Origin of the sequence: Microbacterium azadirachtae, assembly GCF_025583665.1 — a bacterium.
Lineage (GTDB): Bacteria > Actinomycetota > Actinomycetes > Actinomycetales > Microbacteriaceae > Microbacterium > Microbacterium azadirachtae.
In genome coordinates this window covers 1,019,732-1,042,269 of sequence record NZ_CP099706.1, presented here as the reverse complement: position 1 = coordinate 1,042,269, position 22,538 = coordinate 1,019,732, and the positions used below count along the sequence as shown (strand labels likewise).

Here is a 22,538-nt window from a genome sequence, read left to right as displayed (position 1 = left end):
AGAACATCATGAAGAAGATCGTCTACGCCGTCCTCGCCACCCTCACCGGGCTCGTGCTGCTGTTCAGCTACCGCACCTCGCTCGAAGCGGTCGCCCCGACCGCTGCAGGCAGCATCGCGCCCAAGACCACGACCGGCACGTCCGGCGGCACGAGCACGAGCGCGCCGTCCGCCTCGGGGACCGGGACCTCCGCATCCGCACCGTCCGGAACCTCTGCGTCCGGATCCTCCACGTCCGGATCCTCGTCCGGCGGATCCACGACGACGAGCGGACTCAAGGACGGCACGTTCACCGGCCAGGCGGCCGACACCCGCTACGGCGCGGTCCAGGTCGCGATCACGGTGTCCGGCGGACAGATCACCGACGTCTCGGTGCCGCAGTACCCGAACACCGAGCGCCGCGACGAGGAGATCAACGCGCAGGCGATCCCGATCCTCATCTCCGAGACCAAGAGCGCCCAGAACGCGCAGATCGACATGGTGTCGGGCGCGACCTTCACGTCGGACGGGTACACGCAGTCGCTGCAGAGCGCGATCGACCAGGCGAAGGCATGAGCGCCGCTCCCGCGTCCGGACGACGCTCCCCTGCGCGCCCGCTCGCGTCCCCGCACCGTCACGTCCGCACCGCCGAGCTCATGGGCACGGTCGCGAGCGCGCACGTGCTGACCGTCGGCTCCCCCGCCGACGGGGCGGCCGAGCGGATCTCCGCGGCCCAGGACGCGGCGCTGGACGAGCTCCGCCGCCTTGACGCGCTGTTCTCGCCGTTCCGCTCCGACTCGGAGATCTCGCGGCTGCGCGACGGCGGCCTGTGTCTCGAGGACGCGGATCCGCTGGTGCGGGAGGTCTTCGACGCGTGCATCCGCCTCGCCGCGGCGAGCGGCGGACGCTTCGACGCCGCACGGCAGGGCTGGTTCGATCCGACCGGCTATGTCAAGGGCTGGGCGGTCGAGCGCGCCGCGGCGCACCTGACGCCGCTGCTCGCGGAAGAGGGGGTGGTCGCCGCGGGGCTCTCCGCGGGCGGCGACATGCAGCTGCACACCGCGCCCGGGGCGGACTGGACCTGGGACGTCGGCATCGTCGACGCGCGGCGTCCCGGCGCGCTGCGCGCGCGCATGCCCCTCCGCGACGGGGCGGTCGCGACCTCCGGCCCCGGGGAGCGCGGCGCCCACATCGTCGATCCGCGCACCGGCGCACCGGTCGCCGACGCCGCCACCGCGACGGTCATGGCGAAGCGGCTGAGCGACGCGGACGCCTGGGCCACGATCGCGGTGGTGGCGGGGTTCGACGACCTGAGCTGGCTGCGGCAGGCACCGGACACGTCCGGGATGATCCAGGCACCGGACGGCCGGATCCGGCGGTGGACGCACGGCGTCGAAGTCGGCCCGTCCGCGGACGCGCTCCTCACCGTCGGCGGCTGACCGCCGCGGGAAGGCGCAGCAGGAACGTCGTGCCCGCCGCCGTCGTGCTCTCCAGGGCGATGGATCCGCCGTAGCGCGTCGCCACGTCGCGCACCAGCGCGAGCCCCAGGCCGAAGCCGCGCCGGCGCCCCGTCTCGGGCCCGCGCGCGAACCGGGTGAAGATGCGATCCCGCTCCCCCGCGGGGACGCCGGGTCCCTGGTCCGTCACGCGCACCTCGACGACCGCCGCGCCGACGGCGACCGCGGAGATCGCCACCGCCGTACCGTTCGGGGCATGCTGCACGGCGTTGTCGAGCAGCGCGGTGCACAGGCGTGTGAGCGTCACGGCGGGCACCGCGACGGCGAGCTCGGCAAGGCTCCCGGCCTCCAGGTTCACGCCCGCGCCGTCTGCGATCGGCCGGACCAGCTCCATCGCCTCCCGCGCCGCGTCGGCCGGGTTCGACACCGCCTGCTCGACCGGCTCCTGGTCGGCCTGGGCCGCGAGGAGGAGCTCGGTGAGGATGTCGTCCATCGCGGCGGCGTCCTTGCGCAGCCGGCCGAGGGCGTCGCCGATGTCCTCGCCGCGGGCGACGCGGCGCTGGAGGATCTGCACCCGGCTGGACAGGGCCGTGAGCGGGGTGCGCAGCTCGTGGCTCGCATCGGCCACGAAATCGCGCTGCGCCTGCAGCGCCACCTCCAGCGGGGCCACGGCCCGGCGGGCGGTGAGCCACGCGATGATCCCGAGCACCGCGACGCCCAGGATCCCGAGCACGATCACCCAGGGCAGCACGCGATCCACGTCGACGACGACATGGTCGGGATCCCGCAGCTCGAAGCCGCCCGGCCTCGACCCCGCCGACACCGGATCCCCGCCCTGCGGCCGGGACGTCCCGAGGATCACGGCGACGAGGATGCCGACGCCGGCCGCGATCACGACGGCCGACGCGATGCCGGTCCACAGTCCGATCTGACGCGCCGAGCGCCGCACGCGCGCGCGATCGGCCGAGGCGCTCACGCCGCCCGCCCTTCGGCCATGCCGCGCTCGGTCATGTCGGATCCCCGGCGCGGTAGCCGCGGCCGCGGACCGTGTCGATCATCTCGGGCGTCGTCTTGCGCCGGATGTAGTGCACGTAGGTGTCGACGGTGCCGACCCCGTCCGCCGAGGAGAAGACGCCGCGGAGGATCTCCTCACGGCTGAAGACGCGCTCCGGGCTCGCGGAGAGGAACTCCAGGAACGCCGCCTCCGTGGCCGTCAGCGAGACCCGCAGGCCGGCCGGGGAATGCACCACCCACGAGTCCGGGATGAAGATCCAGTCGCCGATCGTCCTCCGCCGCCCCTCCGCCTGGAACCCCCGGCGAAGCGCCCTCAGCCGGGCCAGCAGCTCGTCGAAGTCGAACGGCTTGGTGAGGTAGTCGTTCGCGCCCGCATCGAGACCCTCGACCCGGTCCGGCACGGCGCCGAGGGCGGTGAGCATGAGGACGGGCGTGGTGATCCTCGCCGTGCGGATCGCGCCGACGAGGCTCGCTCCGTCCATGCCCGGCAGGCGCCGGTCGACCAGCATCACGTCGTAGCGCTCGTCCAGCGCGCGGCGCAGCGCCACCGTCCCGTCGGTCACATGGTCGACGAGGTATGCGTCGCCGAGCACCTCGAGCGTCATCTCGGCGATGGCGGCGTCGTCCTCGACGTAGAGCAGCCGAGGTCGCGGGTCGGTCATGCGGTCCTCCTGTCCTCAGGATCGCACCACACCGCTTCCAAGACGAAGCCCAGAAACGCGCCGCCCGCTGGATCCGTCCGGATCCGTCTATTTCTGCGGAACTGCGGCTCCGGGGCCCCGAAAGCCGCAGTTCGGCAGAAATAGACGGAAGGAGGGGGACGGTTTCCGGCCGGTCAGCCGTGCAGGGTCACCTCGCGGCGCACCGGCAGCACGATCGGGTGGGATCCCGCCATCACCTCGAGGACGCGGATGACCTGACTGGAGTAGCCGTACTCGTTGTCGTACCAGACGTAGAGGATCACGTCGGTGCCGTTCGCGATCGTCGCGAGGCCGTCGACGATGCCGGCGCGGTGCGAGCCGACGAAGTCGGTGGAGACGACCTCGGGCGACTCGACGTAGTCGATCTGCTGGCGGAGCTTGGAGTGCAGCGACACGCGGCGCAGGTAGTCGTTGATCTCGGCCTTCTCCGCCGGACGCTCGAGCGTGAGGTGCAGCACGGCGAGCGAGACATCGGGCGTGGGCACGCGGATCGCGGATCCGGTGAGCTTGCCGGCGAGCTCCGGGAGCGCGCGGGCCACGGCCTTCGCGGCGCCGGTCTCCGTGATCACCATGTTGAGCACGGCGGAGCGGCCGCGGCGATCGCCCGAGTGGAAGTTGTCGATGAGGTTCTGATCGTTCGTGAACGAGTGCACGGTCTCGACGTGCCCCCGGACGATGCCGTACGCCTCGTCGACGGCCTTGAGCACCGGCGTGATCGCGTTGGTGGTGCAGGACGCGGCGGAGAGGATCCGGTCGGCATCCTCGATCGTGTCGTGGTTGATGCCGTGCACGATGTTCTTCAGCTCGCCCTTGCCCGGGGCCGTGAGCAGCACGCGTGCGACGCCGGTCGACTCCAGGTGGCGGCTGAGGCCGGCCTCGTCGCGCCAGCGGCCGGTGTTGTCGACCACGATCGCGTCGTGGATCCCGTAGGCGGTGTAGTCGATCGCCGCAGGGTCGTCCGAGTAGATGACCTGGATCCGCGTGCCGTTCGCGATGATCTGCGAGTTCTCCTCGTCAACGTCGACGGAGCCCTCGAACCGGCCGTGCACGGAGTCGCGCAGCAGCAGCGAGGCGCGCTTGACGAGGTCGTTCTCGGCACCCTTGCGCACGACGATCGCGCGCAGGCGCAGTCCGCTGCCGCCGCCGGTGTGCGCGATGAGGATGCGCGCGAGCAGGCGGCCGATGCGCCCGAAGCCGTAGAGCACCACATCGGTCGGCTCGGCCGGGGAGGCCTCGCTCAGCGCCGGGGCGAGCTCGGTGCGGAGCCGGTCGACGAGGCCCGCGACGTCCCCCTGCACGGACTCGGCGAGGCGGCCGACGTCGAGCGAGGCGGCCGAGGGCGACAGCTGCCGAAGCGCCTCGAGCACGGCAAGCGTGTCCTCGAGCGCCAGCTCATCGTGGCCGAGGGCGGCGACCCGCTCGTGGACCTCGAGGATCTCGGTGGTGCCCAGCCCCAGCAGACGGTGACCGTGCAGCGACGTCACCACGTCTCGCTCGCGGTTCAGGCCGCCGATCAGCGGGATCATCCGCTCGGCGAGTTCTTCTCGGGCCTTCCAGTCGTCGCGGCGCGCGGCGAAGTCGTTCATCAGCGTCCTTGCAAGCACATGCGCCAGGGATGAGTGGCGCGGAATCGGGAGGGGCGGATCCGCCCTCTCCCAGGCTAGGCGCCGGCCTCGCGCCGATCCGGCCATTCCGGGTCGCAAGAAATGCGCTTCTTGACGCCAGGCTGAAGCAGGGCCCCGACATGTCCTCGGCGGCCCAGGCAATTGCGCGGGATCCTCCGTGGATCGCGCACGGCGGCGCGCCGGATCCGCTCGTCCTCGATCATCTTCGTTTTCGTCTACACTGGTGGAATAATGAATGGGACACCGCGCGGCGACGAGGCCGATCTCCTCCTCCACGGCGGACGGATCCGCACCTTCGATGCGCAGGGCTCCGTCGTCGACGCGCTCGCCGTCCGCGCCGGCCGCATCGTCGCCACCGGCAGGGACACACTCCGGCTCCGGGCGGCGCAGACTCTCGACCTCGACGGTCGCACGGCGATCCCCGGGGTCAACGACGCGCACCTGCATGCCGCCTGGCTCGGCGCGCGCTGGCCGCACCTGTTCTTCTCCGAAACCCCGCCGCACGAGCAGCCGTCCGGGCGGCTCGTCCACACGCAGGAGGAGCGCCGCGACGCCCTTCGCCGCGCCTGGCGCCTGCTCGCCGAGCTGGGCATCACGAGCTACACCGAGCCTGGGATCGGCCCCGGCGAGGACGAGGGCGAGACCGGCTGCTTCGGCACGGCGATGATGGACGCCTACCTCGAGCTGCACCGCGCCGGATCCCAGACCGCCCGCGTGACCCTGCTGCGCCTGTTCGGCGAGCTGGACGGCACGGCGGACCTCGCGGCCTTCGAACGCGGGATCCGCACGCCGAAGCCGGACACGGATCTGCGCTGGCTCGCCGTCACGGGCGTCAAGATCTTCGCCGACGGGATACCGCCCATGAGCACGGCCTGGGTCAGCGCGCCCTACCCCGACGGAACGACGGGCGCGCTGCTGCCGCGGGGCGCCGACGGCGCGCTGCACGCCTATCGGCGGATGATCTCGCTCGCGCTCGAATGCGGCGAGCAGGTCGCGGTGCACGCCACGGGCGACCGCTCGATCGAGGAGTTCCTCCGTGTGCTCGAGGACCGGCCGGCATCCGGATCCGCCCCGCACTACGTCGTGCACGCCGACCTCGCCTCCGCCGAGCAGATCGCGCGCATGCGGGCGGTCGGCGCCGGATTCGCGGTGCAGCCGCTCATCGCCGAGCACACCCGCGCCTGGGCCGGCGCGCAGCTGGGCCCGGCCCGCGCCGCGGCGGCCTGGCCGCTGCACGAGATGATCGCCTCCGGGACGCTCACGACGATCACGAGCGACGCCCCGATCGCGACGCCCGATTGGCGGGTCGGGCTCGACGCCTCGCTCGCCCTGCTCGACCGCGACGACGCCGGCACGCGCGAGCAGCTGCTGCGGCGCGTGACCGTCGACCCGGCCCGCCAGGACGGCGCCGACTCCTGGAAGGGCACGCTCGAGGTGGGCAAGGTCGCCGATGTCGCCGTCCTGGACGAGGACCCCGCCGAGCCCGGTCGCGCGATCGCCGCCATCGGGATCTCCCGCACGATCGTCGACGGCCGCACGGTGTTCGCCGCCGACCGCTGACCCCCGGTCGCCGAGCCCCGGTCGCTGAGGCACTCGAAGCGACCCCCGGCGCCCCCTTCGGTCGCTGAGGCACTCGAAGCGACCCCCGCGCCCCCTTCGGTCGCTGAGCCCCGGTCGCCGAGGCACTCGAAGCGACCCCCGCGCCCCCTTCGGTCGCTGAGGCACTCGAAGCGACCCCCGTCCCTTCGAGAACCTCACGGACCAACCCACACCCGCGCCCCCTTCGGTCACTGAGGTTCTCGAAACGACCCCCGTCCCTTCGAGAACCTCAGGGACCAACCCCACCCCCGCGCCCCTTCGAGAACCTCAGGGACCAACCCCACCCCCGCGCCCCTTCGAGAACCTCAGGGACCTATGACGACCTCAGAGACCGGGGCGGGACCGCTCGTCCGGAGTCCGGCGCAGCGACAGCCACGGCAGGTCGGCACCGCGCTCCTCGATCAGTGCGATCTTCTTCGCCCTCGACCACCCCTGGATCTGCTTCTCCCGCGCGAACGCCAGATCCACAGTCTCGAACCACTCGGCGCAGACCAGGCGCACGGGCCGGCGCCTGCGCGTGAAGTTCGCCCCCATGACGTCGTCGTGGTTGTGCTCCCAGATCCGAGCCTCCAGGTCGCGCCCCGTGCTGCCCGTGTAGAAGGCGCCGTCACTGCACTCGACGATGTACGTCCATGCCATGCGGCGATGCTCGCAGAACCCCGGAAGCGTCGGGCGCGTTGTCCACAGGGGCTTTTCGGGGCAGCGCCTCTGTCCCTTCGAGAGCCTCAGGGACCCCCGCCACCGCCGCCCGGTCGCTGAGGCACTCGAAGCGACACCCCGGCCCCTCCCGGTCGCTGAGGCACTCGAAGCGACCCCCGGTCCCTTCGAGAACCTCAGGGACCTTCGAGAGCCTCAGGGACCGGCGCCGCGCACCCCGTCCCTTCGAGAACCTCAGGGACCAAACCCGCCGGGCCCTTCGAGAACCTCAGGGACCATATGGGGCGGGCGACGTGTCCGCTCGTCGCCCGCCCTGGATCCGATCCCGTCCGCAGGTCCGGATCCTGATGCGCCGCCCCGCCCGCACAGGAGCAGGACGGGGCGACGCGGTCTCACACCGCCGTCGCGACGAGCACGCGGGGGCTCGCCGGAAGCGCGATCTTCTCGCGCACCTGCCAACCCGCATCCTCGAGCCAGCCGCGCACCTGCGCCTCCGGATAGACCACGGTGCCGTCGATCACGAGGTACTCCCCCGCGTGCAGCGCGTCGATGGCGCGCTGGCCGGGGTCGTCGTCGAGGAAGAAGTCGAGCACGGTGAGGGTCGCCCCCGGCACCGCCGCCGCACGCAGGTTCCGGAAGATCTGCGCGTTCTCTTCGGCGGAGAAGCGGTGGATCACGTGGTTCGCGAGCACGGCATCGTAGGACCCCTCCGGCTGCGCCGTCGCCGTGTCGCCGACCTGCACGCTCGCCCGGTCCGCCAGGCCCGCAGCCTCGACCGCCTCCGCGACGCCGTCCTCGAAGCCGGGGGCGTAGAGGAACGTCGTGCGCAGGGCGGGGTTGCGCGTCATCGCCTCGACCGCGAAGCCCGCGGACAGCCCGCCGAAGTCGAGCGCGTTCGTCGCCCCGGACAGGTCGACGAGGCGGCCGAACTCCTGCGCGTGCAGGGCGTTGTACGTCATCACGCCGGCCATGAAGGTGCCCCAGCGCGCGTCGTCCATCTGCAGCTCGCCGGGCTCGGCGGTGTCCACCGTGTGCGCGAACTGCAGCCAGTGCGGGTAGCTGATCTCGCCGAGGAAGGTGAGGAAGGGCGCGAGGTCGAGCTCGGCGGCGCCGCCGGCGAGATAGGCGGCGGCGTCCGCCTCGAGCGCGTAGCGCCCGTCGGTGCGGGTGAGCAGGCCCTTGCCCGCCATCGCGTCGGCGAGGATGCGGGCGATGCGCTCGCTCACGCCGGTGCGCTCCGCGATCGCGGGCACGGTGTCGGCGCCGTCGGCGATCGCGCCGAAGAGGCCGATCCTGCTCGCTTCGAAGAGCTGCTTCGAGGCCATGTAGCCGGTGGCAATGTCCAGGATCCGCGCGGCGTCGGGGGTGGTGGTCATGTGTCTTGCCTTTCGTGTTTCTACGATTGTAGGAATTAAAGGTCGAGGGTGTCCAGGGATTGTTCGGGAACCGCGTCTCGTCTCGGGCGCCTTCGGCGTCCTCGCTCAACGCCCGGAGCGGGCCGGCATCTTCGGCGTCCTCGCCCAACGGCCCCGGGGCACCGGGCCGGGCTCAGTCCTCCGCGAGGAACTCCGCCACGGCCACGCGGAACTCCGGCGCGTGCAGCGCGGCGCCGTGATCGCCCGGCACACGCACGACGCGGGCGTGCGGCACCGCGGCGGCGAGGGCGTCGATCCCCTGCGCCATCGGGTCCTCGCTGCCGCCGATCAGCAGCACCGGCTGCTGCGGGACTCCGACCGCCGGGTCGAACGGCTCGGAGGCCAGGCCCGCGATGAGGTCGAGCAGTGCATCCGGCCGGTTGCCGGGCGATGTCGCCATGCCGAGGATCATGCCCGTGATCGGATCCGCTGGCGCCTCGCCGCCGGCGAGCGCGGCGCGCGCAGACGGCAGATCGACCAGCGTGAACGGCTCGATCGGGCTGAGCCCGCCCAGCACCAGGCGGCGCACGGTCGTCCCCGGGTGCCCGGCGAGCGCCCAGGCGAGTCGCGCTCCGAGGGAGTAGGCCACGACGTCGACCTCCTCCCCCGCGACGGCATCGGCGATGAGCTCGACCACCCCGCGGGTGGGGAGCACGCCGACCCGCGGGCTGCGGCCGTGCGCAGGCAGGTCGATGCGCACGGCCGGCCTGCCGCCGAGCACGGGCGCCCAGTCCTGCGCGGGCCAGTCGAGGGCCGCGTGGGAGGCGAGGCCGTGGAGGAACAGCACCGGACGGCCGGTCCCCCCGCTCCGGGTGACGGACAGGGTGGTCTCGGGTGCACCGGTCATCGGGCGCCCTCCTCTCGGTGAGGGGTGGAGGCCGCCGCGGAGCCGGTCAGCGCAGTCGCGCGAGGAACCGGTCGATGTAGGCCTGATAGTCGGGGATGCGGTCGCCGTCGGGGTACATGAGGTTGATCACGGTCGCCCCCACGGCGACCGAGATGAACTCGTTCGCCATCGCGATGTAGTCCTGGTCGCGGATCGCGCCGGCGTCCCTGGCCGCTTCCATCCGCTCCACGAGCATGGATCTCCAGCGCGCCAGGTGCACCTGGTAGAGCTCGGCGAGCGACTCGTTCGACATCGCGTACTCCCACAGGGCGAGCAGGACGCGTCCGCTGGCGATCTCGTCCCGTCCGCTGGGGAGCGTGCCGATCAGGACCTGTCGCAGCATCTCCTCCGGTCCGAGCTCGGCCGAGATCGACGCCTGCAGCCACAGGTCGTGCTCGTGCAGCACGGTCTCGAACGTCGCCGCGACGATGCTCTCCTTGCCCGGGAAGTAGTGCTTCAGCGCCCCGTTCGCGAACCCCGCCTCCGCGGCGATGCTGCGCATGGTCGCCGCCTCGAACCCGCCCTTGAGGATGATCCCCTTGGCGACCTCGACGATCTCCCGACGGCGCTGGTCGTGATCGATGATCTTCGGCATGGGTTCCTTTCGACGAGACGCCGGGCGACGACGCGATGCCGGGCGCGGCCCGGCGGGACCGCTGCCTGCTACCGTACCGGCGCATCCGCGGCCTCGCGCAGCGCCAGCCATTCGGCACGGCGCGTCCTCTGCACGACGGGGTCGGCCACCGGCGAGGCCAGCCGCAGCCGCTCCGCGTACGGATGCCGGGGCGCCCGGGTGATCTGCTCGCCCTCCCCCGTCTCGACGATCTCACCGCGGTACATGACCGCGACACGATGGCAGACGCGCCGCACCACCCCGAGGTCGTGCGAGACGAAGAGGTAGGAGACCCCCGTGTCGCGCTGCAGCTCGATGAAGAGATCCAGGATCGTGGCCTGCGTGGTGAGGTCGAGCGCGCTGACGGGCTCATCGCACACGATCAGCCGCGGCCGGCGCACCAGAGCCCGGGCGATCGCGACGCGCTGACGCTGCCCGCCGGAGAACTCGCTCGGATAGCGGTCCATCGCCGCCTCAGGCAGGCGCACGCGATCGAGCATCTCCCGCACCCGCCGCTGCGACTCCGCGCCGCCCAGTCCGCTGGTCAGCAGAGGCTCGGTGAGGATCTCGCCGATCGTCATCGCCGGGTTGAGCGAGCCGTAGGGATCCTGGAACACGACCTGCACGTCGGCGGCGAGCGCGCGGCGCTCCGCCCGGCCGAGCGCCGTGATGTCCCTGCCGTCGAAGCGGATGCTGCCCGACGTCACGGGAGCGAGACCCAGGATCGCCTTGCCGAGCGTGGACTTGCCCGAGCCGGACTCCCCCACCAGGCCCATGCACTCGCCCGACGCGACGTCGATCGAGACGCCGTGCAGGGCGCGGAAGGCCTTGCGTCCGCGGCCGTACTCGACGACCAGATCCTGCACCTCGAGCAGCGCGGTCATGCGCGCACCTCCGTCGTCGTCGCGGCCGCGGAGGCGGCGGTCGCATCCAGTTCTGCGCGCCCTGCCGCATCGTCCAGGGACGCGGCGATGAGCTCTCGGGTGTACGGCTGCTGCGGACGGGCGAACAGCGGATCCGCGTCGCCCTGCTCGACGATCTCGCCGCCGCGCATCACGATCACGCGATCGCAGATGTCGGCCACCACGCCGAAGTTGTGGGTGACGATGAGCAGGGCCATGCCGTATTCCTGCTGCAGTTCGCGCAGCAGCTCGAGCACCTCGGCCTGCACGGTCACGTCGAGGGCCGTGGTGGGCTCGTCCGCGATCAGGATCGAGGGCTTCCCCGAGATGGCTCCGGCGATGAGCACGCGCTGCGCCATGCCGCCGGAGACCTGGTGCGGATAGCTGCGCATCACGCGCTCCGGATCCGCGAGCCCCACGCGCAGCAGCACCTCCCGTGCGCGCGCCTTCGCGTCGGCGGCGCTCATGCCGTGCACGCGCCGCAGCGGCTCGATCAGCTGGTGCCCGATCGTGTACGAGGGATCGAGGTTGCTCATGGGCTCCTGCGGCACGTACCCGAGCTCGCGGCCGAGGAGCGCCTGGCGCTGCTTCGGCGCCGCCGCGGTGACCTCGCGCCCGGCGATGAGGATCGCGTCGGCGGCGCTCGCGCCGCTGGCCGGCAGCAGGTCGAGCACCGAGAAGATCGTCTGCGACTTGCCGGATCCGGATTCGCCGACGATCCCGACGACCTCGCCCGGGGCCACGTCGAAGGTCACGCCGTGCACCACCTCGACCACCCCGTTCGGCGTCGCGTGGCTCACGCGGAGGTTCTCCACGCGCAGCGCCGACGCCTCGGCGGCGTGCCGCACGGCGCCGGTCGCCGGGGCGGCCGCCGCGTCCGCGGTGACGGCGGAGCGCCCGCGCCGGCGCAGCCGCGGCGTGCGCACCTGCGCGAGCTCGGCGAGCGTGGAGCCCATGATCGCCAGCACGGCGATGGTGAGGCCGAGGGCGACGGAGGGCCAGAGCAGCATCAGCGGGTAGGTGAGCATGAGCCGGAAGCCCTCGAGCATCATCGCGCCCCAGCTCGGCACGTTCGAGTCGCCGATGCCGAGGAACTGCAGGCCCGCCTGCATGCCCATCGCCATCCCCGCGGTGAGCGCGGTCTGGATGATGACGGGCGGATAGACGGCGGCGACGACGTGGCGGGAGATGATCCGCAGGTCGGAGAGCCCGGACACGCGCGCCGCGTCGATGTACGGCTCCTCGCGCACCGCGAGGGTCTGCGAGCGGGCGATGCGGAAGTAGCCGGGCACCATGAAGACGCCGACCGTGACCATGAGCAGCTCGAAGTTGTTGCGGCTGCCCGCGGCGACCACGAGCAGGATGATCATGCCGGGGATCGACTGCAGGGCGTCGCTCACCCACAGGGCGATCCGGTCGAAGACGCCGCGGAAGTAGCCCGCGGCGACGCCGGACGGCACGCCGATCACGACGGCCGTGACGATCGTGACGAGCGCGCCCCAGATCGTGATCCGGGTGCCGTAGATGAGACGGCTGAGGATGTCGCGGCCGGTGGAGTCGGCGCCGAGCAGGTGCGCGGCCGAGGGCGGGGCCTTGGCGGCGGCGAGATCGACGAAGTTCGGGTCCATCGGCGCGAGCAGGGTCGCGAACACCCCGACCAGCACGATGAGCACGAAGACCGCCAGCGGGACGTACCCGCCGGGATGGCGCAGGAAGCGGCGGAACAGGCCGGAGCGGCGGCGCTGCTTCGCGCGGTCGAACGCGACGCGGATGTCGGTGGTGGTCATGCGACGCGCACCTTCGGGTTGATCCAGCCGAGCACGAGGTCGAGCAGGAGGTTGATCAGGACGACGAAGACGATCGACACCACCGTGATGCCGAGGAGCATGGGGATGTCGCCGTTCTGCGAGGACTGGTTGGTGAGCATGCCGATGCCGGGGAGGCTGAAGATCTGCTCGACCACGATCGCGCCGCTGAGCAGCCCGACGAACATGAGCGCGATGACGGTGAGCGCCGCCGGCGAGGCGTTGCGCAGGATGTGCAGGTTCACGCGCGTCGCCGACAGGCCCCGGCTGCGCAGGGTGCGCACCCAGTCCTGCCGGCTCTGCGCGATCACGGCGTTGCGCAGCTGCTCGGAGACCGCGACCACGCCGCCGAGAGCCAGCGAGACGGCGGGCAGCGTGAGCGAGCGGATCCACCCGTCGACCGACTGCGACGGCTGCACGTAGCCCACGGCGGGGAACCACTTGAGCTGCACGGCGAACCACAGCACGAGCACGAGGCTGACCCAGAAGCCCGGCAGGGCGAACAGCACGACCGAGACGCCCTTGAGGATCCGGTCGAACCAGGTGCCGGGCCGCAGACCCGTGATCATGCCGAAGGCGATGCCCAGGATCGCGGTGAGCAGCGTCGCGAACGTCACCACGGAGAGCGTCACCGGGATCTTGATCGCGAGCTGTGCGCCCACGGGCTGGAAGTTGCGCCAGGAGGTGCCGAAGTCGCCCGTGAGCAGGTGCGAGAACCAGTCCCAGAACTGCACGAGCAGCGGACGGTCGATGCCGATCTTCGTCGCCAGCGCCGCCTGCTGCGCCGGGCTCGCGGTGGTGCCGAGGAGCGCGGCGGTCGGATCCTTGATCGCCAGGTGCGCGAGGAAGAACGTCGCGACGGAGACGACCACGAGCAGCACGATGCCGGACAGCAGCCGCTTCGCGGTGAACAGGAGCATGGGGGCCTCTCGGGGGTGAGGAGGAGCGGGGGCCGGACCCTGCGACGGGCCCGGCCCCCGGGGCGTCAGCCCTGGGTGATGTAGCGCAGCGTCGGGAACATCATGCCGATGACCGGCTGGATCTTGATCCCGGGCACCGTGTAGTAGGTGTTGTCCGCCTGGTACCAGACCGACCACCAGGCCTGATCGACGAGGGCCTTGTTCAGCTCCTTGATCGCCGCGGTCTGGTCGGATCCCTTGGTCTCCTGGACCTTCTTCACGAGCGGCGCGAGCACGGTGTTGCTCGCGTAGTCGGGGGCCGGGTTGAACCACTGCTTGCTGGTGACCTGCCGTGCCACCGTCGCGACCTCGTTGCCGTCCATCGCCAGGAAGGAGATGAACATCGGGTAGTTGGGCGCGTTCAGCTGGTAGTCGGGCATCTGCATGTTGTCCCAGGTGACCTTGACGCCGATCGCGGTCAGCGCCTGCTCGGCCGCCGGCTTCCACTGCTCGAAGATCGGCGACATCGGCATCGAGATCTCGAACCCGTTCGGGTAGCCGGCCTCGGTGAGCAGCTGCTTCGCCTTGTCGACGTTGTAGGCGTACTGGCCGTTGAGCGATTTGTCGTTGACGGATCCGCCGTCGGGGAACACCTGGTTCGTCGCGACGCCGGCGCCGTTGCCGACGGCCTTGAGGATCGCCGCGCCGTCGAAGGCATAGTTGAGCGCCTGACGGACCTTGAGATCCCCCAGCGCCTTGTTCTTCGCGCCCGTGTGGTCGGTGATGACGAGACCGGCCCAGCCGGAGACCCGCGAGACCGTGTTCCAGCCCTGCTGCTGGGCGGCGTCCTTGTTCGCGATGTCGCCGTACTGCACGTTGATCTGACCGCTGAGCATGGCGTTCTGCCGGGCGGTGGCGTCCATGATCGGGAAGATCGCGACCTTCGTGAAGGCGTAGGCCTTCGCATCCCAGTAGCCGGGGACCTTGGTGAAGTGGTACTCGGATCCGGCGACGCTCGTGCTGCTGTCCAGCGTGTACGGGCCGGAGCCGACCGGCTCCTTGCCGAGCGTGCCTGCGGCGATCGCCTTGGGCGACATCACGTAGCTGCGGCCGAGCCCCATGAAGTACAGGATCGTGTCGTCGCGCTGGGTCAGGTTGATCTTCACCGTGTGGTCGTCGACCGCCTCGAAGGAGGACACGTTCGTGTAGGCCTCCCCCGAACGCGCGCCGGCCTTGAGGTACTCGAGGCTCTTCACCACGGCATCGGCGTCGACCGGGGCGCCGTCGCTGAACTTCCCGCCCTTGTGCAGGGTCAGGGTGATGCTGAGGTCGTCGGAGGCGACCTCCCACTTCTCCGCGAGGGCGGGGACGGGCTTCCCGTCCTTGTCGAGCGCGATGAGGGCGTCGTAGACGGCGGACAGGTACGGACCGTCGAATCCGATGTCGGCCACGGCCGGATCCCAGGACGTGACGTCCAGGAAGTTGCCGATGTTGAGGTCCTCCGGCGCGTTCGCGACCGCCGCGCCGCTCGTCTGCGTCGCGGCGCCTCCGCCGGAGCAGCTGGTGAGGGCGAGGACCGCGGCTACGGCCGCGGCGATCGCGAGGGGAATTCGCTTCATGGTTCCTTCTCTCGGTGCGGGTTGAGGTGAAGAAGGTTCGAAGAGCCTTCGGCCGCGCTCCGGGGAGCCTTACCGACGTCACTTCGATGTGTCGTTGCGGTTAGTCTACATGTGTGGAAAAAGAACGCAAGCCGTCCGCTCCCGGCGTGGCCGCCAGACGGCCGGCCGGCTTGCCGCCGGACGCGTCCAGCATGACCGTGAACGCATGATTCCGCTCACCATGCGCCGTCGTCGCGGACGTCGACGTCGGCCTGCAGGCCCGCAAGCGCCTCCCGCACTTCAGGTCCACGCTCGGCGACGAGCGCGAGAGCGGCGTGATTCTGCTCGAGCTGCTCGATCCGGGAGGCGCCGAACAGCACGTTCGCCGCGGCCGGGTGGGTGAGGCAGAAGGCGATGCCGAGCGCCGCCGGCGTCACGCCGAACCCCGCGGCGATGCGGGCCACCTCCGGATACAGCGCAGCGATGCGCGCCCGGATCCCGCCCACGTCGGCGCCGATCTTGCGCCCCGGCGTGCGGCCGGTGGCGAGGATCCCGCCCTCGAACACGTCAGAGGCCTGCAGGGCGAGCGTGCCGTCGGCGAACAGCGGCCCGTACGAGGCGCCCTCGGCCATCGCACGGCGCGCGATGCCGTACTTGAGCTGCGCGAACGAGGGACCGACGAGACCCGCATCGGAGGCCGCGGCCAGAGCCGCCCGCGTGTGCTCGATCCGCCAGTTGTTGATGCCCCAGCCGCCCACGAGGCCCTCGCCGACGAGCGCGTTCACGTCGGCGACGATGCGCGCCACGTCGGGCTCCGTCGCATAGTCGCCGACCACGAGGGTGTCGAAGCGCTCGAGGCCCGCGCGCTCCAGGCTCTCGGTCAGCTGCGCGCGGAACGACTGGCGCGGCCAGTCCCACAGCCAGAGCTTGCCGCACAGCACGATCTCGTCACGGCCGACGCCGCTCTCCCGCAGCGCCTGGCCGAAGAGAATGTCGGTGCGCGAGTTCTCGGCATGCGGCCCCATGTTGTAGTACGCGACGTCGAAGAATCCTGCATCCAGGTCGGCTGCCCGGCGGATCATCGCCACCGCGTCGTCGGGATCCATCCGGTCCCAGGTGTTCCAGGACCCGAGGGCCAGCGGGGGGACGGCGAGGCCGCCGAGGGTCTTGCGGGGCAGCGCGTGCGCGGTCATGAGGCTCCTTCGGCTCGGTGCGCGAACCCGGCGAGCCCGGGTTGCGTTTTTCTATGCTTGTAGAATATAACGGAGGAGCCCCGTCAGAGAGGACGTGAGATGACCGTCTCCCCCCGCCGCATTCTCGTCACCGGAGGAGCCTCCGGGCTCGGCCGCGGCATCGCCGCCGCCTTCCGCGAGGCCGGAGACGAGGTGATCATCGGCGATGTGAACGCCGAGGCGGCGGAGGCCGTCGCCGCAGAGCTCGGTGCCACCGCGCTCGCGCTCGACATCGCCGATCCCGCCTCCGTCGCCGCGGCCGGCGCCACGCTCGGGAGCGTCGACGTGCTCGTGAACAACGCCGGTGTCGTGCTCGGCGGCGGCACACAGCAGCAGGTACCGCTCAAGGTGTTCGACGCAGCCGTCGCCGTGAACATCCGAGGCACGTTCCTGATGCTCCGCGAGTTCGGCCCGCGTCTGCCCGACGGCGGAGCGATCGTCAACACCTCCTCGATCGGCGGACGCCAGCCCACCCCCGGAATGGGCCACTACGAGATGACCAAGGCCGCGGTCGACGCGATGACCCGCACCGCGGCGATCGAGCTCGCCGGCCGCCGGATCCGCGTGAACGCCGTCGCGCCGGGGCCGATCCTCACGCCGCTCACCGCGGGCTTCGCGACCGACCCGCAGGCGCGCGCCGCCTGGGAGGCGCGGATCCCGCTCGGCACGATCGCCGAGGTCGCGCAGGTCGCGCCGCTCGTCGTCTTCCTCGCGAGCGCGGCCGCGAGCCACATCACGGGCGTCTCCGTGCCCGTCGACGGCGGGCAGCTGCTCGTCTGAGCCACGGCATTCCCCGCTTCCGCCCCGGAAAGGACCCGCATGACCCTCCCCACCACCACGCGCGCGGCCGTATTGACGGAGCACGGCCGGCCGTTGACCCTGCAGGAGCTCCCCCTGCCCGCCGAGATCGCGCCGGGCGCCGCCCTCGTCCGCATCGCGGTATCCACCCTGTGCGGCACCGACATCGAGATCTGGGAGGGCCGGATGACCTTCCCCGGGATGCTCCCGATGGTGCTCGGCCACGAGATGGTCGGTGAGATCGTCGCCCTCGGCGATGGCACCGTCGACGCCCTCGGCCGCCCCCTGAGCGTCGGCGACCGGATCGGCTGGTCCGAGTCCACGTGCGGCGAGTGCTACGGCTGCGTCGTGCTGCGCGAACCCGTGCACTGCTCGCGTCGCGGCTACGGCTTCCTGCAGCGCTCCGACGTGCCGCCGTATGCGACCGCGGGCCTTTCTGAGTACGCCTACGTCACGCCCGGCGCCGCCAAGCTGCTGCTGCCGCCGACGGTCAAGGACACCTGGGCGTCGATGGCCGGCTGCGCGGCGAAGACGGTGCTGCGCGCCTTCGAGCGCGGCGGGCGGATCCGCCCCGGCTCGACGGTCGTCGTGCAGGGATCGGGCGCTCTCGGGATCTTCGCGACGGCCGTGGCGAAGATCTCCGGCGCCGGTCGTGTGATCACGGTCGGAGCCCCGGCGGCGCGCCTCGAGCTCGCGGCCCGGTTCGGCGCGGACGCCGTCGTCGACTTCCGCGAAGGACCGGTCGCCGCGCAGGTCCTGGAGCTCACCGACGGCCACGGCGCCGATCACGTGTTCGACTTCGCCGGCTCCCCGGCCGTCGGGCCGGACGCCGTCGAGATGGCCGCGCGCCGAGGAACCGTCGTGATCGTCGGCTCCACCGGCCCCGCCGGCGATGCGTTCCCGATCAGCACGGTGATGGGCAAGGAGCTGACCCTGGTCGGCTCTCTCAACGGCGACATCGCCGACTACGCGCGCTCGATCGACTTCTTCCAGGCGTTCGCCGACCGGTTCCCGTGGGACGACCTGTTCAGCGCCCCCGTCGGTCTGGATCAGGCCTCCGCGAAGATCGCCGACATGCACCGGCTCGATGAGGTCAAGGCCGTCATCGATCCCCGACGGTGAGGACACCACGATGACCACGACCCTCCCCCTGCGCGAGATCGGCACGAGCGGCATCCGCGCGTCGCTGTTCTCCCTCGGCTCCTGGCACACCTACGACCGCATGGACTTCGGCGACGCGACCGCCATGCTCCGCGAGGCCGTCGACCGCGGCGTGAACCTCTTCGACGTCGGCGTCTACACCGGTCCCGGGATGCCTCCCGCGTTCACCGACGTGATCTTCAGCGCCATGGTGCGCGCGGCCGGGCTGCGTCGTGACGAATGGCTGCTGTCGTCGAAGCTGTGGCTCGAGACCTTCGGCGCCGACGGCTTCCGCCCCCAGCTCGAGAACGCCCTGTTCCGCGTCGGGACCGAGCACGCGGATCTCGTCATCCTCGGCGACCTGCGCCGCGACGACCTGGAGCTTCGCGACCTCGTGCTCGACCTCGCGGCACTCGCCGACGCCGGCCTGATCCGCGCGTGGGGCGTGAACAACTGGTCGGCGTCGTCGATCCAGACGCTGATCGACATCGCCTCCGCCGAGGGCGTCCCCGGCCCGCAGATCGCGCAGCTCAAGTACAGCGTCTCGCGACGGTCGATCCCCGACGGGGCGCCGTTCGCGCGGCTCTGGGAGCAGGGGCTCACCCTCCAGGCCTCCGACTGCCTGGAGGGCGGCGTGCTCGCCGGCAAGGTGAACGGCGACCGCCAGATCGGTCGGGATCCGGGCGACATCCGGCAGCGGATCATCGATGACGTTCCCGCGTTCACCGCCCTCGCGGAATCGCTCGAGGTCACCCCGGCACAGCTCGGGATCGCCTTCACGCTCACGCATCCGGCGCTCACGACGACCCTGTTCGGGGCGTCGAGCATCGCGCAGCTGCGCGCCAACCTCGAGGCCGCCGCCCTGGTCGACCGCACCGGCGCCGACGAGCTCCGCCGTCTCGTCGCCCCGTTCTGGGCCGACCGTGACGTCGTGGATCCGGAGGGCCCCTGACCTCCCGTCCCCCTTCTTCCCGCGAACGTCCTCACGAAAGGCACCCCCGCATGACCGTCACCGCCACCGGCCACCCCACCGTCGCCCCCGTCCCCTTCGACCCCGAGGTCCAGGCCGTGCTCGACGCGATCGCGCAGAACCCGCAGCCCGCCCTCACGCGCGAGACCCTGCCGCGCGAGGGCGTGGACCGGATCTTCCCGGACAACGACACCGTGATCGCCGGCCGAGCCGTCGACTGGGAGGACCGCGCGATCCCGGGCCCCACGGGCGCCCCGGACATCGAGATCACGATCTTCCGGCCCCGCGCCGCCTCCGGATCCGCTCGCCCCGGGTTCCTGAACATCCACGGCGGCGGCCAGATCGTCGGGCACCGCAGCTGGGAGACCGGCCGCGTCGTCGACATCGTCGCCGAGCACGGCGCCGTCGCGATCAACGTCGAGTACCGGCTCGCACCCGAGCATCCCTCCCCCGCCGGCCTCGAGGACTGCTACGCCGCGCTCCTCTGGCTGCACGCCCACGCCGCGGAGCTGGGCGTCGACCCCGACCGGATCATCGTCGGCGGCGGAAGCGCCGGCGGCTGCCTCGCGGCGGGCGTCGCACTGCTGGCCCGCGATCGCCGCGGGCCCGTGCTCGCCGGCCAGCTGCTGCTGTGCCCGATGCTCGACAACACCAACACGACCGTCTCCAGCCGGCAGTACGACGGCATCGGCACCTGGCAGCGCGAGACGAACCTGCTCGCCTGGTCGTGCCTGCTCGGCGACGAGCTGGCCTTCAGCCCGGACGCGTCCGGCTACGCCGCGCCGGCGCACGCCGCCGACGTGTCGGGACTCGCGCCGGCCTTCATCGAGGTCGGGGAGGCCGAGATGTTCCGCGACGAGGACACCCAGTACGCGCTGCGGATCTGGGCGACCGGCGGACAGGCCGAGCTGCACGTCTGGGGCGGCGGGGCGCACGGCTTCGACATGTACATGCCCGACGCCGAGGTCTCCCGGGCGGCCCTGGCGGCGCGGGCCAGCTGGCTGCGGCGGATCTGGAGCCGCGCGTGACCGCCGCACCGGCCGCGACCGGATCCGTCGTGCCCGTCCCCTACGACCCCGAGCTCGTGGAGGGCCTCGCCGCGTTCCTCGACCTCGTGGAGATCATCCCGCTGCGCGCGGACACGATCCTGGCGAACCGCGCGCACTTCGCGACGATCATCCCGCCGATCGAGGTGCAGGCCGCCGGTCGGCCGGTGACGTGGGAGGACCGCCTGATCCCGGGTCCCGACGGCGCGCCGGACCTGGAGGTCACGATCGTCCGGCCGTCGACCGCGAGCGCGGATCCGGCCCCCGCGGTGCTGTCGATCCACGGCGGCGGCATGGTGCTCGGCACGCGGTTCTTCGGCACCCCCGAGCTCATCGACCTCGCGGAGCGCCACGGCGTCGTCGGGGTGGCGGTCGAGTACCGCCTCGCCCCGGAGCACCCGGGGCCGGCCCAGGCGGAGGACTGCTATGCCGCCCTGCGGTGGATGACCGCGCACGCCGCAGAGCTCGGCATCGACCCCGACCGCGTCATCGCGTCGGGGCAGAGCGCGGGAGGGGGCCTCTCCGCGGCGGTCGCGCTCATGGCCCGCGACCGCGGAGGCCCGCGCCTCGCCGGGCAGCTGCTCGGCTGCCCCATGCTCGACGACCGCAACGAGACCGTCTCGGCCCGGCAGTACGACGGCATCGGCGCCTGGGACCGCAACAACAACGACACTGCCTGGACCGCGATCGCCGGTGCGGACCGGTTCACCGACCGGGTCTCGCCGTACACGGCTCCGGCTCGGGCGAACGACCTCGCCGGCCTCGCCCCCGCGTACATCGAGGTGGGCGCCGCCGAGACGTTCCGCGACGAGGCCGTGGACTACGCCTCGCGGATCTGGGCGACCGGCGGGCAGGCGGAGCTGCACGTCTGGGGCGGCGGGTATCACGGCTTCCACGGGTTCTCGCCGGACGCCGTCGTGTCGGTGGCGGCCAACGCCGCCCGCGACAGCTGGCTGCGCCGCGTGCTGCGCCTCGGCGGATGAGCGGGGTGCTCGCGCGCCCGCGCATGGGCACCCTGCGGGCGATGCTCGTGCTCGGGATGCTGGAGGCGTTCGGCCCGCTCTCGATGGATCTGTATCTGCCGCAGCTGCCGCAGCTCGCCTCGGCGCTCGGCACCAGCGACGCGCTCGCTCAGGCCACGATGTCGGCGTGCATGATCGGCCTGGGGCTGGGGCAGCTCGCCGCGGGTCCGCTCAGCGACCGGTTCGGACGCCGCCGTCCGCTGATCGTCGGCGTCTCGGCCTTCGCCGTGCTGTCGCTCGTGTGCGCGCTCGCGCCGGGCATCGAGGTGCTGCTCATCGCCCGGTTCCTGCAGGGCCTGGCCGGATCCGCGGGGATCGTGATCTGCCTCGCGATCGCCCGCGACCAGTTCGAGGGCGCGGAGCTCAGCCGCATGCTGTCGCTGCTGTTCCTCGTCTCGGGCGCCGCACCCGTGGTCGCCCCGGTGGTCGGCGGCCAGCTCGCCCGGTTCATGGACTGGCGCGGCATCTTCGGCGTGCTCGCCGGCATCGGGGCGGCCCTGCTCCTGGTGGTGCTGCTCGCCCTGCCCGAGACGCTGGACCGCGCCGACCGGCACCCGGGCGGGCTCCGCACGCTGCGCACGCACACGGGGGCGGTGCTCCGCGACCGCCTGTTCGTGGCCGTCCTCTGCGCGGGTGCGGGCGGCGGCGTGGCGTTCTTCACGTACCTGTCGCTGACCTCCTTCGTGCTGCAGGACGAGTTCGGACTGGATCCGCAGTCCTTCGGTCTCGCGTTCGCACTCGGAGCACTCGCCAACATCGCCGGCACCCAGGCCAGCCGTCTGGTCGTGCGGCGCACGGGTCCGCTGCGCGTCTACCTGCTCGGCGTCACGGCGACCGCGGGCGCCACCGCGGTACTCGCGCTGCTCGCCCTGCTCGGCGTCGGCGTATGGGGCGTCGTCGCCGCGCTCGTGGGGTTCATGCTCTGCGCGGGTCTGGGCGGCCCGAACTCGTCGACCCTCGCGCTCGCACACCACGGAGCCAGAGCCGGCACGGCGTCGGCGCTGCTCGGCATGTCGACGTTCCTCGTCGGCCCGCTGCTGTCACCGCTCGCGGTCGCGATCGGCGGCGCGAACGCGGTGACGATGGGCGTGACGATGGCCGCGGCAGCGGTCGTCGCGGCCCTCATCGCGTGGTGCGTCGTGCGCCCCGCCGCGGGCTGAGCGTCCCGCCTGCCACGCGGG

21 protein-coding genes are annotated in these 22,538 nt (G+C 71.9%); 9 read left to right on the top strand and 12 right to left on the bottom strand.

All coding sequences use genetic code 11. From position 1 onward, the window contains the following. Positions 1 to 8: 8 nt before the first annotated feature. Together NFX31_RS04880 and NFX31_RS04875 are read left to right on the top strand one after the other, a co-directional pair. Positions 9 to 554 (top strand): FMN-binding protein, encoded by a 546-nt coding sequence (locus NFX31_RS04880; RefSeq protein WP_045251308.1) that lies wholly within the window; start codon positions 9 to 11, stop codon positions 552 to 554. Next, positions 551 to 1,417: an FAD:protein FMN transferase gene (locus NFX31_RS04875; RefSeq protein ID WP_052674412.1), complete on the top strand. Its 867-nt coding sequence runs from the start codon at positions 551 to 553 to the stop codon at positions 1,415 to 1,417. The genes NFX31_RS04880 and NFX31_RS04875 overlap by 4 nt, the downstream gene beginning before the upstream one ends. Here NFX31_RS04875 and NFX31_RS04870 read toward each other — a convergent pair. The 3 genes from NFX31_RS04870 to NFX31_RS04860 form a co-directional block, all read right to left on the bottom strand. After that, positions 1,401 to 2,411 (bottom strand): sensor histidine kinase, encoded by a 1,011-nt coding sequence (locus tag NFX31_RS04870; protein ID WP_045251307.1) that lies wholly within the window; start codon positions 2,409 to 2,411, stop codon positions 1,401 to 1,403. The two genes, NFX31_RS04875 and NFX31_RS04870, sit on opposite strands and share 17 nt — an antisense overlap. A 31-nt stretch (positions 2,412 to 2,442) precedes the next feature. Continuing rightward, a complete protein-coding gene (locus tag NFX31_RS04865; protein ID WP_045251306.1) occupies positions 2,443 to 3,111 on the bottom strand; it encodes a response regulator transcription factor in 669 nt (222 codons plus the stop codon). Between the two features lie 173 nt (positions 3,112 to 3,284). Further along, entirely contained in the window at positions 3,285 to 4,736 is a 1,452-nt protein-coding gene (locus NFX31_RS04860; RefSeq protein ID WP_045251305.1) for a glyceraldehyde-3-phosphate dehydrogenase, read from the bottom strand. A gap of 270 nt (positions 4,737 to 5,006) precedes the next feature. Here NFX31_RS04860 and NFX31_RS04855 point away from each other — a divergent pair, with 270 nt between their 5' ends. Beyond that, a complete protein-coding gene (locus tag NFX31_RS04855; protein ID WP_262956913.1) occupies positions 5,007 to 6,335 on the top strand; it encodes an amidohydrolase in 1,329 nt (442 codons plus the stop codon). Between the two features lie 363 nt (positions 6,336 to 6,698). On the opposite strand, the gene NFX31_RS04850 is transcribed toward NFX31_RS04855, so the two are convergent. The 9 genes from NFX31_RS04850 to NFX31_RS04810 form a co-directional block, all read right to left on the bottom strand. Beyond that, positions 6,699 to 7,013: a GIY-YIG nuclease family protein gene (locus NFX31_RS04850; RefSeq protein WP_045248891.1), complete on the bottom strand. Its 315-nt coding sequence runs from the start codon at positions 7,011 to 7,013 to the stop codon at positions 6,699 to 6,701. Positions 7,014 to 7,423: 410 nt separating this feature from the next. Continuing rightward, complete coding sequence (locus tag NFX31_RS04845; protein WP_045248890.1) at positions 7,424 to 8,407, bottom strand: methyltransferase family protein; 984 nt, start codon at positions 8,405 to 8,407, stop codon at positions 7,424 to 7,426. A 172-nt stretch (positions 8,408 to 8,579) separates the two neighbouring features. Next, positions 8,580 to 9,293 carry an alpha/beta fold hydrolase gene (locus NFX31_RS04840; protein WP_045248889.1) on the bottom strand — a complete coding sequence of 238 codons (714 nt, stop codon included), beginning with the start codon at positions 9,291 to 9,293 and terminating at the stop codon, positions 8,580 to 8,582. Between the two features lie 46 nt (positions 9,294 to 9,339). After that, a complete protein-coding gene (locus tag NFX31_RS04835; RefSeq protein WP_045248888.1) occupies positions 9,340 to 9,927 on the bottom strand; it encodes a TetR/AcrR family transcriptional regulator in 588 nt (195 codons plus the stop codon). A gap of 68 nt (positions 9,928 to 9,995) precedes the next feature. Then, a complete protein-coding gene (locus tag NFX31_RS04830; RefSeq protein ID WP_262956912.1) occupies positions 9,996 to 10,829 on the bottom strand; it encodes an ATP-binding cassette domain-containing protein in 834 nt (277 codons plus the stop codon). Next, positions 10,826 to 12,634 carry a dipeptide/oligopeptide/nickel ABC transporter permease/ATP-binding protein gene (locus tag NFX31_RS04825; RefSeq protein ID WP_262956911.1) on the bottom strand — a complete coding sequence of 603 codons (1,809 nt, stop codon included), beginning with the start codon at positions 12,632 to 12,634 and terminating at the stop codon, positions 10,826 to 10,828. Before NFX31_RS04825 ends, NFX31_RS04830 begins: the two co-directional genes overlap by 4 nt. Continuing rightward, positions 12,631 to 13,572, bottom strand: coding sequence for an ABC transporter permease (locus NFX31_RS04820; RefSeq protein WP_045248885.1), 942 nt, complete (start codon positions 13,570 to 13,572; stop codon positions 12,631 to 12,633). The genes NFX31_RS04825 and NFX31_RS04820 overlap by 4 nt, the downstream gene beginning before the upstream one ends. A 65-nt stretch (positions 13,573 to 13,637) precedes the next feature. Then, positions 13,638 to 15,170 carry an ABC transporter substrate-binding protein gene (locus NFX31_RS04815; RefSeq protein ID WP_262956910.1) on the bottom strand — a complete coding sequence of 511 codons (1,533 nt, stop codon included), beginning with the start codon at positions 15,168 to 15,170 and terminating at the stop codon, positions 13,638 to 13,640. Positions 15,171 to 15,385: 215 nt separating this feature from the next. Further along, the gene (locus tag NFX31_RS04810; protein WP_262956909.1) at positions 15,386 to 16,342 is read right to left on the bottom strand and encodes an aldo/keto reductase; all 957 of its coding nucleotides are present in this window, start codon (positions 16,340 to 16,342) and stop codon (positions 15,386 to 15,388) included. Between the two features lie 99 nt (positions 16,343 to 16,441). Here NFX31_RS04810 and NFX31_RS04805 point away from each other — a divergent pair, with 99 nt between their 5' ends. The 6 genes from NFX31_RS04805 to NFX31_RS04780 are packed head-to-tail and all read left to right on the top strand — an operon-like array spanning position 16,442 to position 22,517. Further along, positions 16,442 to 17,161 (top strand): SDR family NAD(P)-dependent oxidoreductase, encoded by a 720-nt coding sequence (locus NFX31_RS04805; protein ID WP_262956908.1) that lies wholly within the window; start codon positions 16,442 to 16,444, stop codon positions 17,159 to 17,161. Between the two features lie 39 nt (positions 17,162 to 17,200). Next, on the top strand, positions 17,201 to 18,301 hold the full coding sequence (locus NFX31_RS04800) for a zinc-binding dehydrogenase (RefSeq protein WP_262956907.1): 1,101 nt from the start codon (positions 17,201 to 17,203) through the stop codon (positions 18,299 to 18,301). Positions 18,302 to 18,311: 10 nt separating this feature from the next. Continuing rightward, on the top strand, positions 18,312 to 19,271 hold the full coding sequence (locus NFX31_RS04795; protein ID WP_262956906.1) for an aldo/keto reductase: 960 nt from the start codon (positions 18,312 to 18,314) through the stop codon (positions 19,269 to 19,271). Between the two features lie 50 nt (positions 19,272 to 19,321). Then, the gene (locus NFX31_RS04790; protein ID WP_262956905.1) at positions 19,322 to 20,317 is read left to right on the top strand and encodes an alpha/beta hydrolase; all 996 of its coding nucleotides are present in this window, start codon (positions 19,322 to 19,324) and stop codon (positions 20,315 to 20,317) included. Further along, positions 20,314 to 21,318, top strand: coding sequence for an alpha/beta hydrolase (locus tag NFX31_RS04785; protein ID WP_091481001.1), 1,005 nt, complete (start codon positions 20,314 to 20,316; stop codon positions 21,316 to 21,318). Before NFX31_RS04790 ends, NFX31_RS04785 begins: the two co-directional genes overlap by 4 nt. After that, the gene (locus tag NFX31_RS04780; protein ID WP_258955458.1) at positions 21,315 to 22,517 is read left to right on the top strand and encodes a multidrug effflux MFS transporter; all 1,203 of its coding nucleotides are present in this window, start codon (positions 21,315 to 21,317) and stop codon (positions 22,515 to 22,517) included. The genes NFX31_RS04785 and NFX31_RS04780 overlap by 4 nt, the downstream gene beginning before the upstream one ends. Positions 22,518 to 22,538: the final 21 nt, after the last annotated feature.

Coding starts and splice junctions, on each gene's coding strand:
- NFX31_RS04880 (WP_045251308.1), top strand. CDS start 9: ATGAAGAAGATCGTCTACGCCGTCCTCGCCACCCTCACCGGGCTCGTG.
- NFX31_RS04875 (WP_052674412.1), top strand. CDS start 551: ATGAGCGCCGCTCCCGCGTCCGGACGACGCTCCCCTGCGCGCCCGCTC.
- NFX31_RS04865 (WP_045251306.1), bottom strand. CDS start 3,111: ATGACCGACCCGCGACCTCGGCTGCTCTACGTCGAGGACGACGCCGCC.
- NFX31_RS04860 (WP_045251305.1), bottom strand. CDS start 4,736: ATGAACGACTTCGCCGCGCGCCGCGACGACTGGAAGGCCCGAGAAGAA.
- NFX31_RS04855 (WP_262956913.1), top strand. CDS start 5,007: ATGAATGGGACACCGCGCGGCGACGAGGCCGATCTCCTCCTCCACGGC.
- NFX31_RS04850 (WP_045248891.1), bottom strand. CDS start 7,013: ATGGCATGGACGTACATCGTCGAGTGCAGTGACGGCGCCTTCTACACG.
- NFX31_RS04845 (WP_045248890.1), bottom strand. CDS start 8,407: ATGACCACCACCCCCGACGCCGCGCGGATCCTGGACATTGCCACCGGC.
- NFX31_RS04840 (WP_045248889.1), bottom strand. CDS start 9,293: ATGACCGGTGCACCCGAGACCACCCTGTCCGTCACCCGGAGCGGGGGG.
- NFX31_RS04835 (WP_045248888.1), bottom strand. CDS start 9,927: ATGCCGAAGATCATCGATCACGACCAGCGCCGTCGGGAGATCGTCGAG.
- NFX31_RS04830 (WP_262956912.1), bottom strand. CDS start 10,829: ATGACCGCGCTGCTCGAGGTGCAGGATCTGGTCGTCGAGTACGGCCGC.
- NFX31_RS04825 (WP_262956911.1), bottom strand. CDS start 12,634: ATGACCACCACCGACATCCGCGTCGCGTTCGACCGCGCGAAGCAGCGC.
- NFX31_RS04820 (WP_045248885.1), bottom strand. CDS start 13,572: ATGCTCCTGTTCACCGCGAAGCGGCTGCTGTCCGGCATCGTGCTGCTC.
- NFX31_RS04815 (WP_262956910.1), bottom strand. CDS start 15,170: ATGAAGCGAATTCCCCTCGCGATCGCCGCGGCCGTAGCCGCGGTCCTC.
- NFX31_RS04810 (WP_262956909.1), bottom strand. CDS start 16,342: ATGACCGCGCACGCGCTGCCCCGCAAGACCCTCGGCGGCCTCGCCGTC.
- NFX31_RS04805 (WP_262956908.1), top strand. CDS start 16,442: ATGACCGTCTCCCCCCGCCGCATTCTCGTCACCGGAGGAGCCTCCGGG.
- NFX31_RS04800 (WP_262956907.1), top strand. CDS start 17,201: ATGACCCTCCCCACCACCACGCGCGCGGCCGTATTGACGGAGCACGGC.
- NFX31_RS04795 (WP_262956906.1), top strand. CDS start 18,312: ATGACCACGACCCTCCCCCTGCGCGAGATCGGCACGAGCGGCATCCGC.
- NFX31_RS04790 (WP_262956905.1), top strand. CDS start 19,322: ATGACCGTCACCGCCACCGGCCACCCCACCGTCGCCCCCGTCCCCTTC.
- NFX31_RS04780 (WP_258955458.1), top strand. CDS start 21,315: ATGAGCGGGGTGCTCGCGCGCCCGCGCATGGGCACCCTGCGGGCGATG.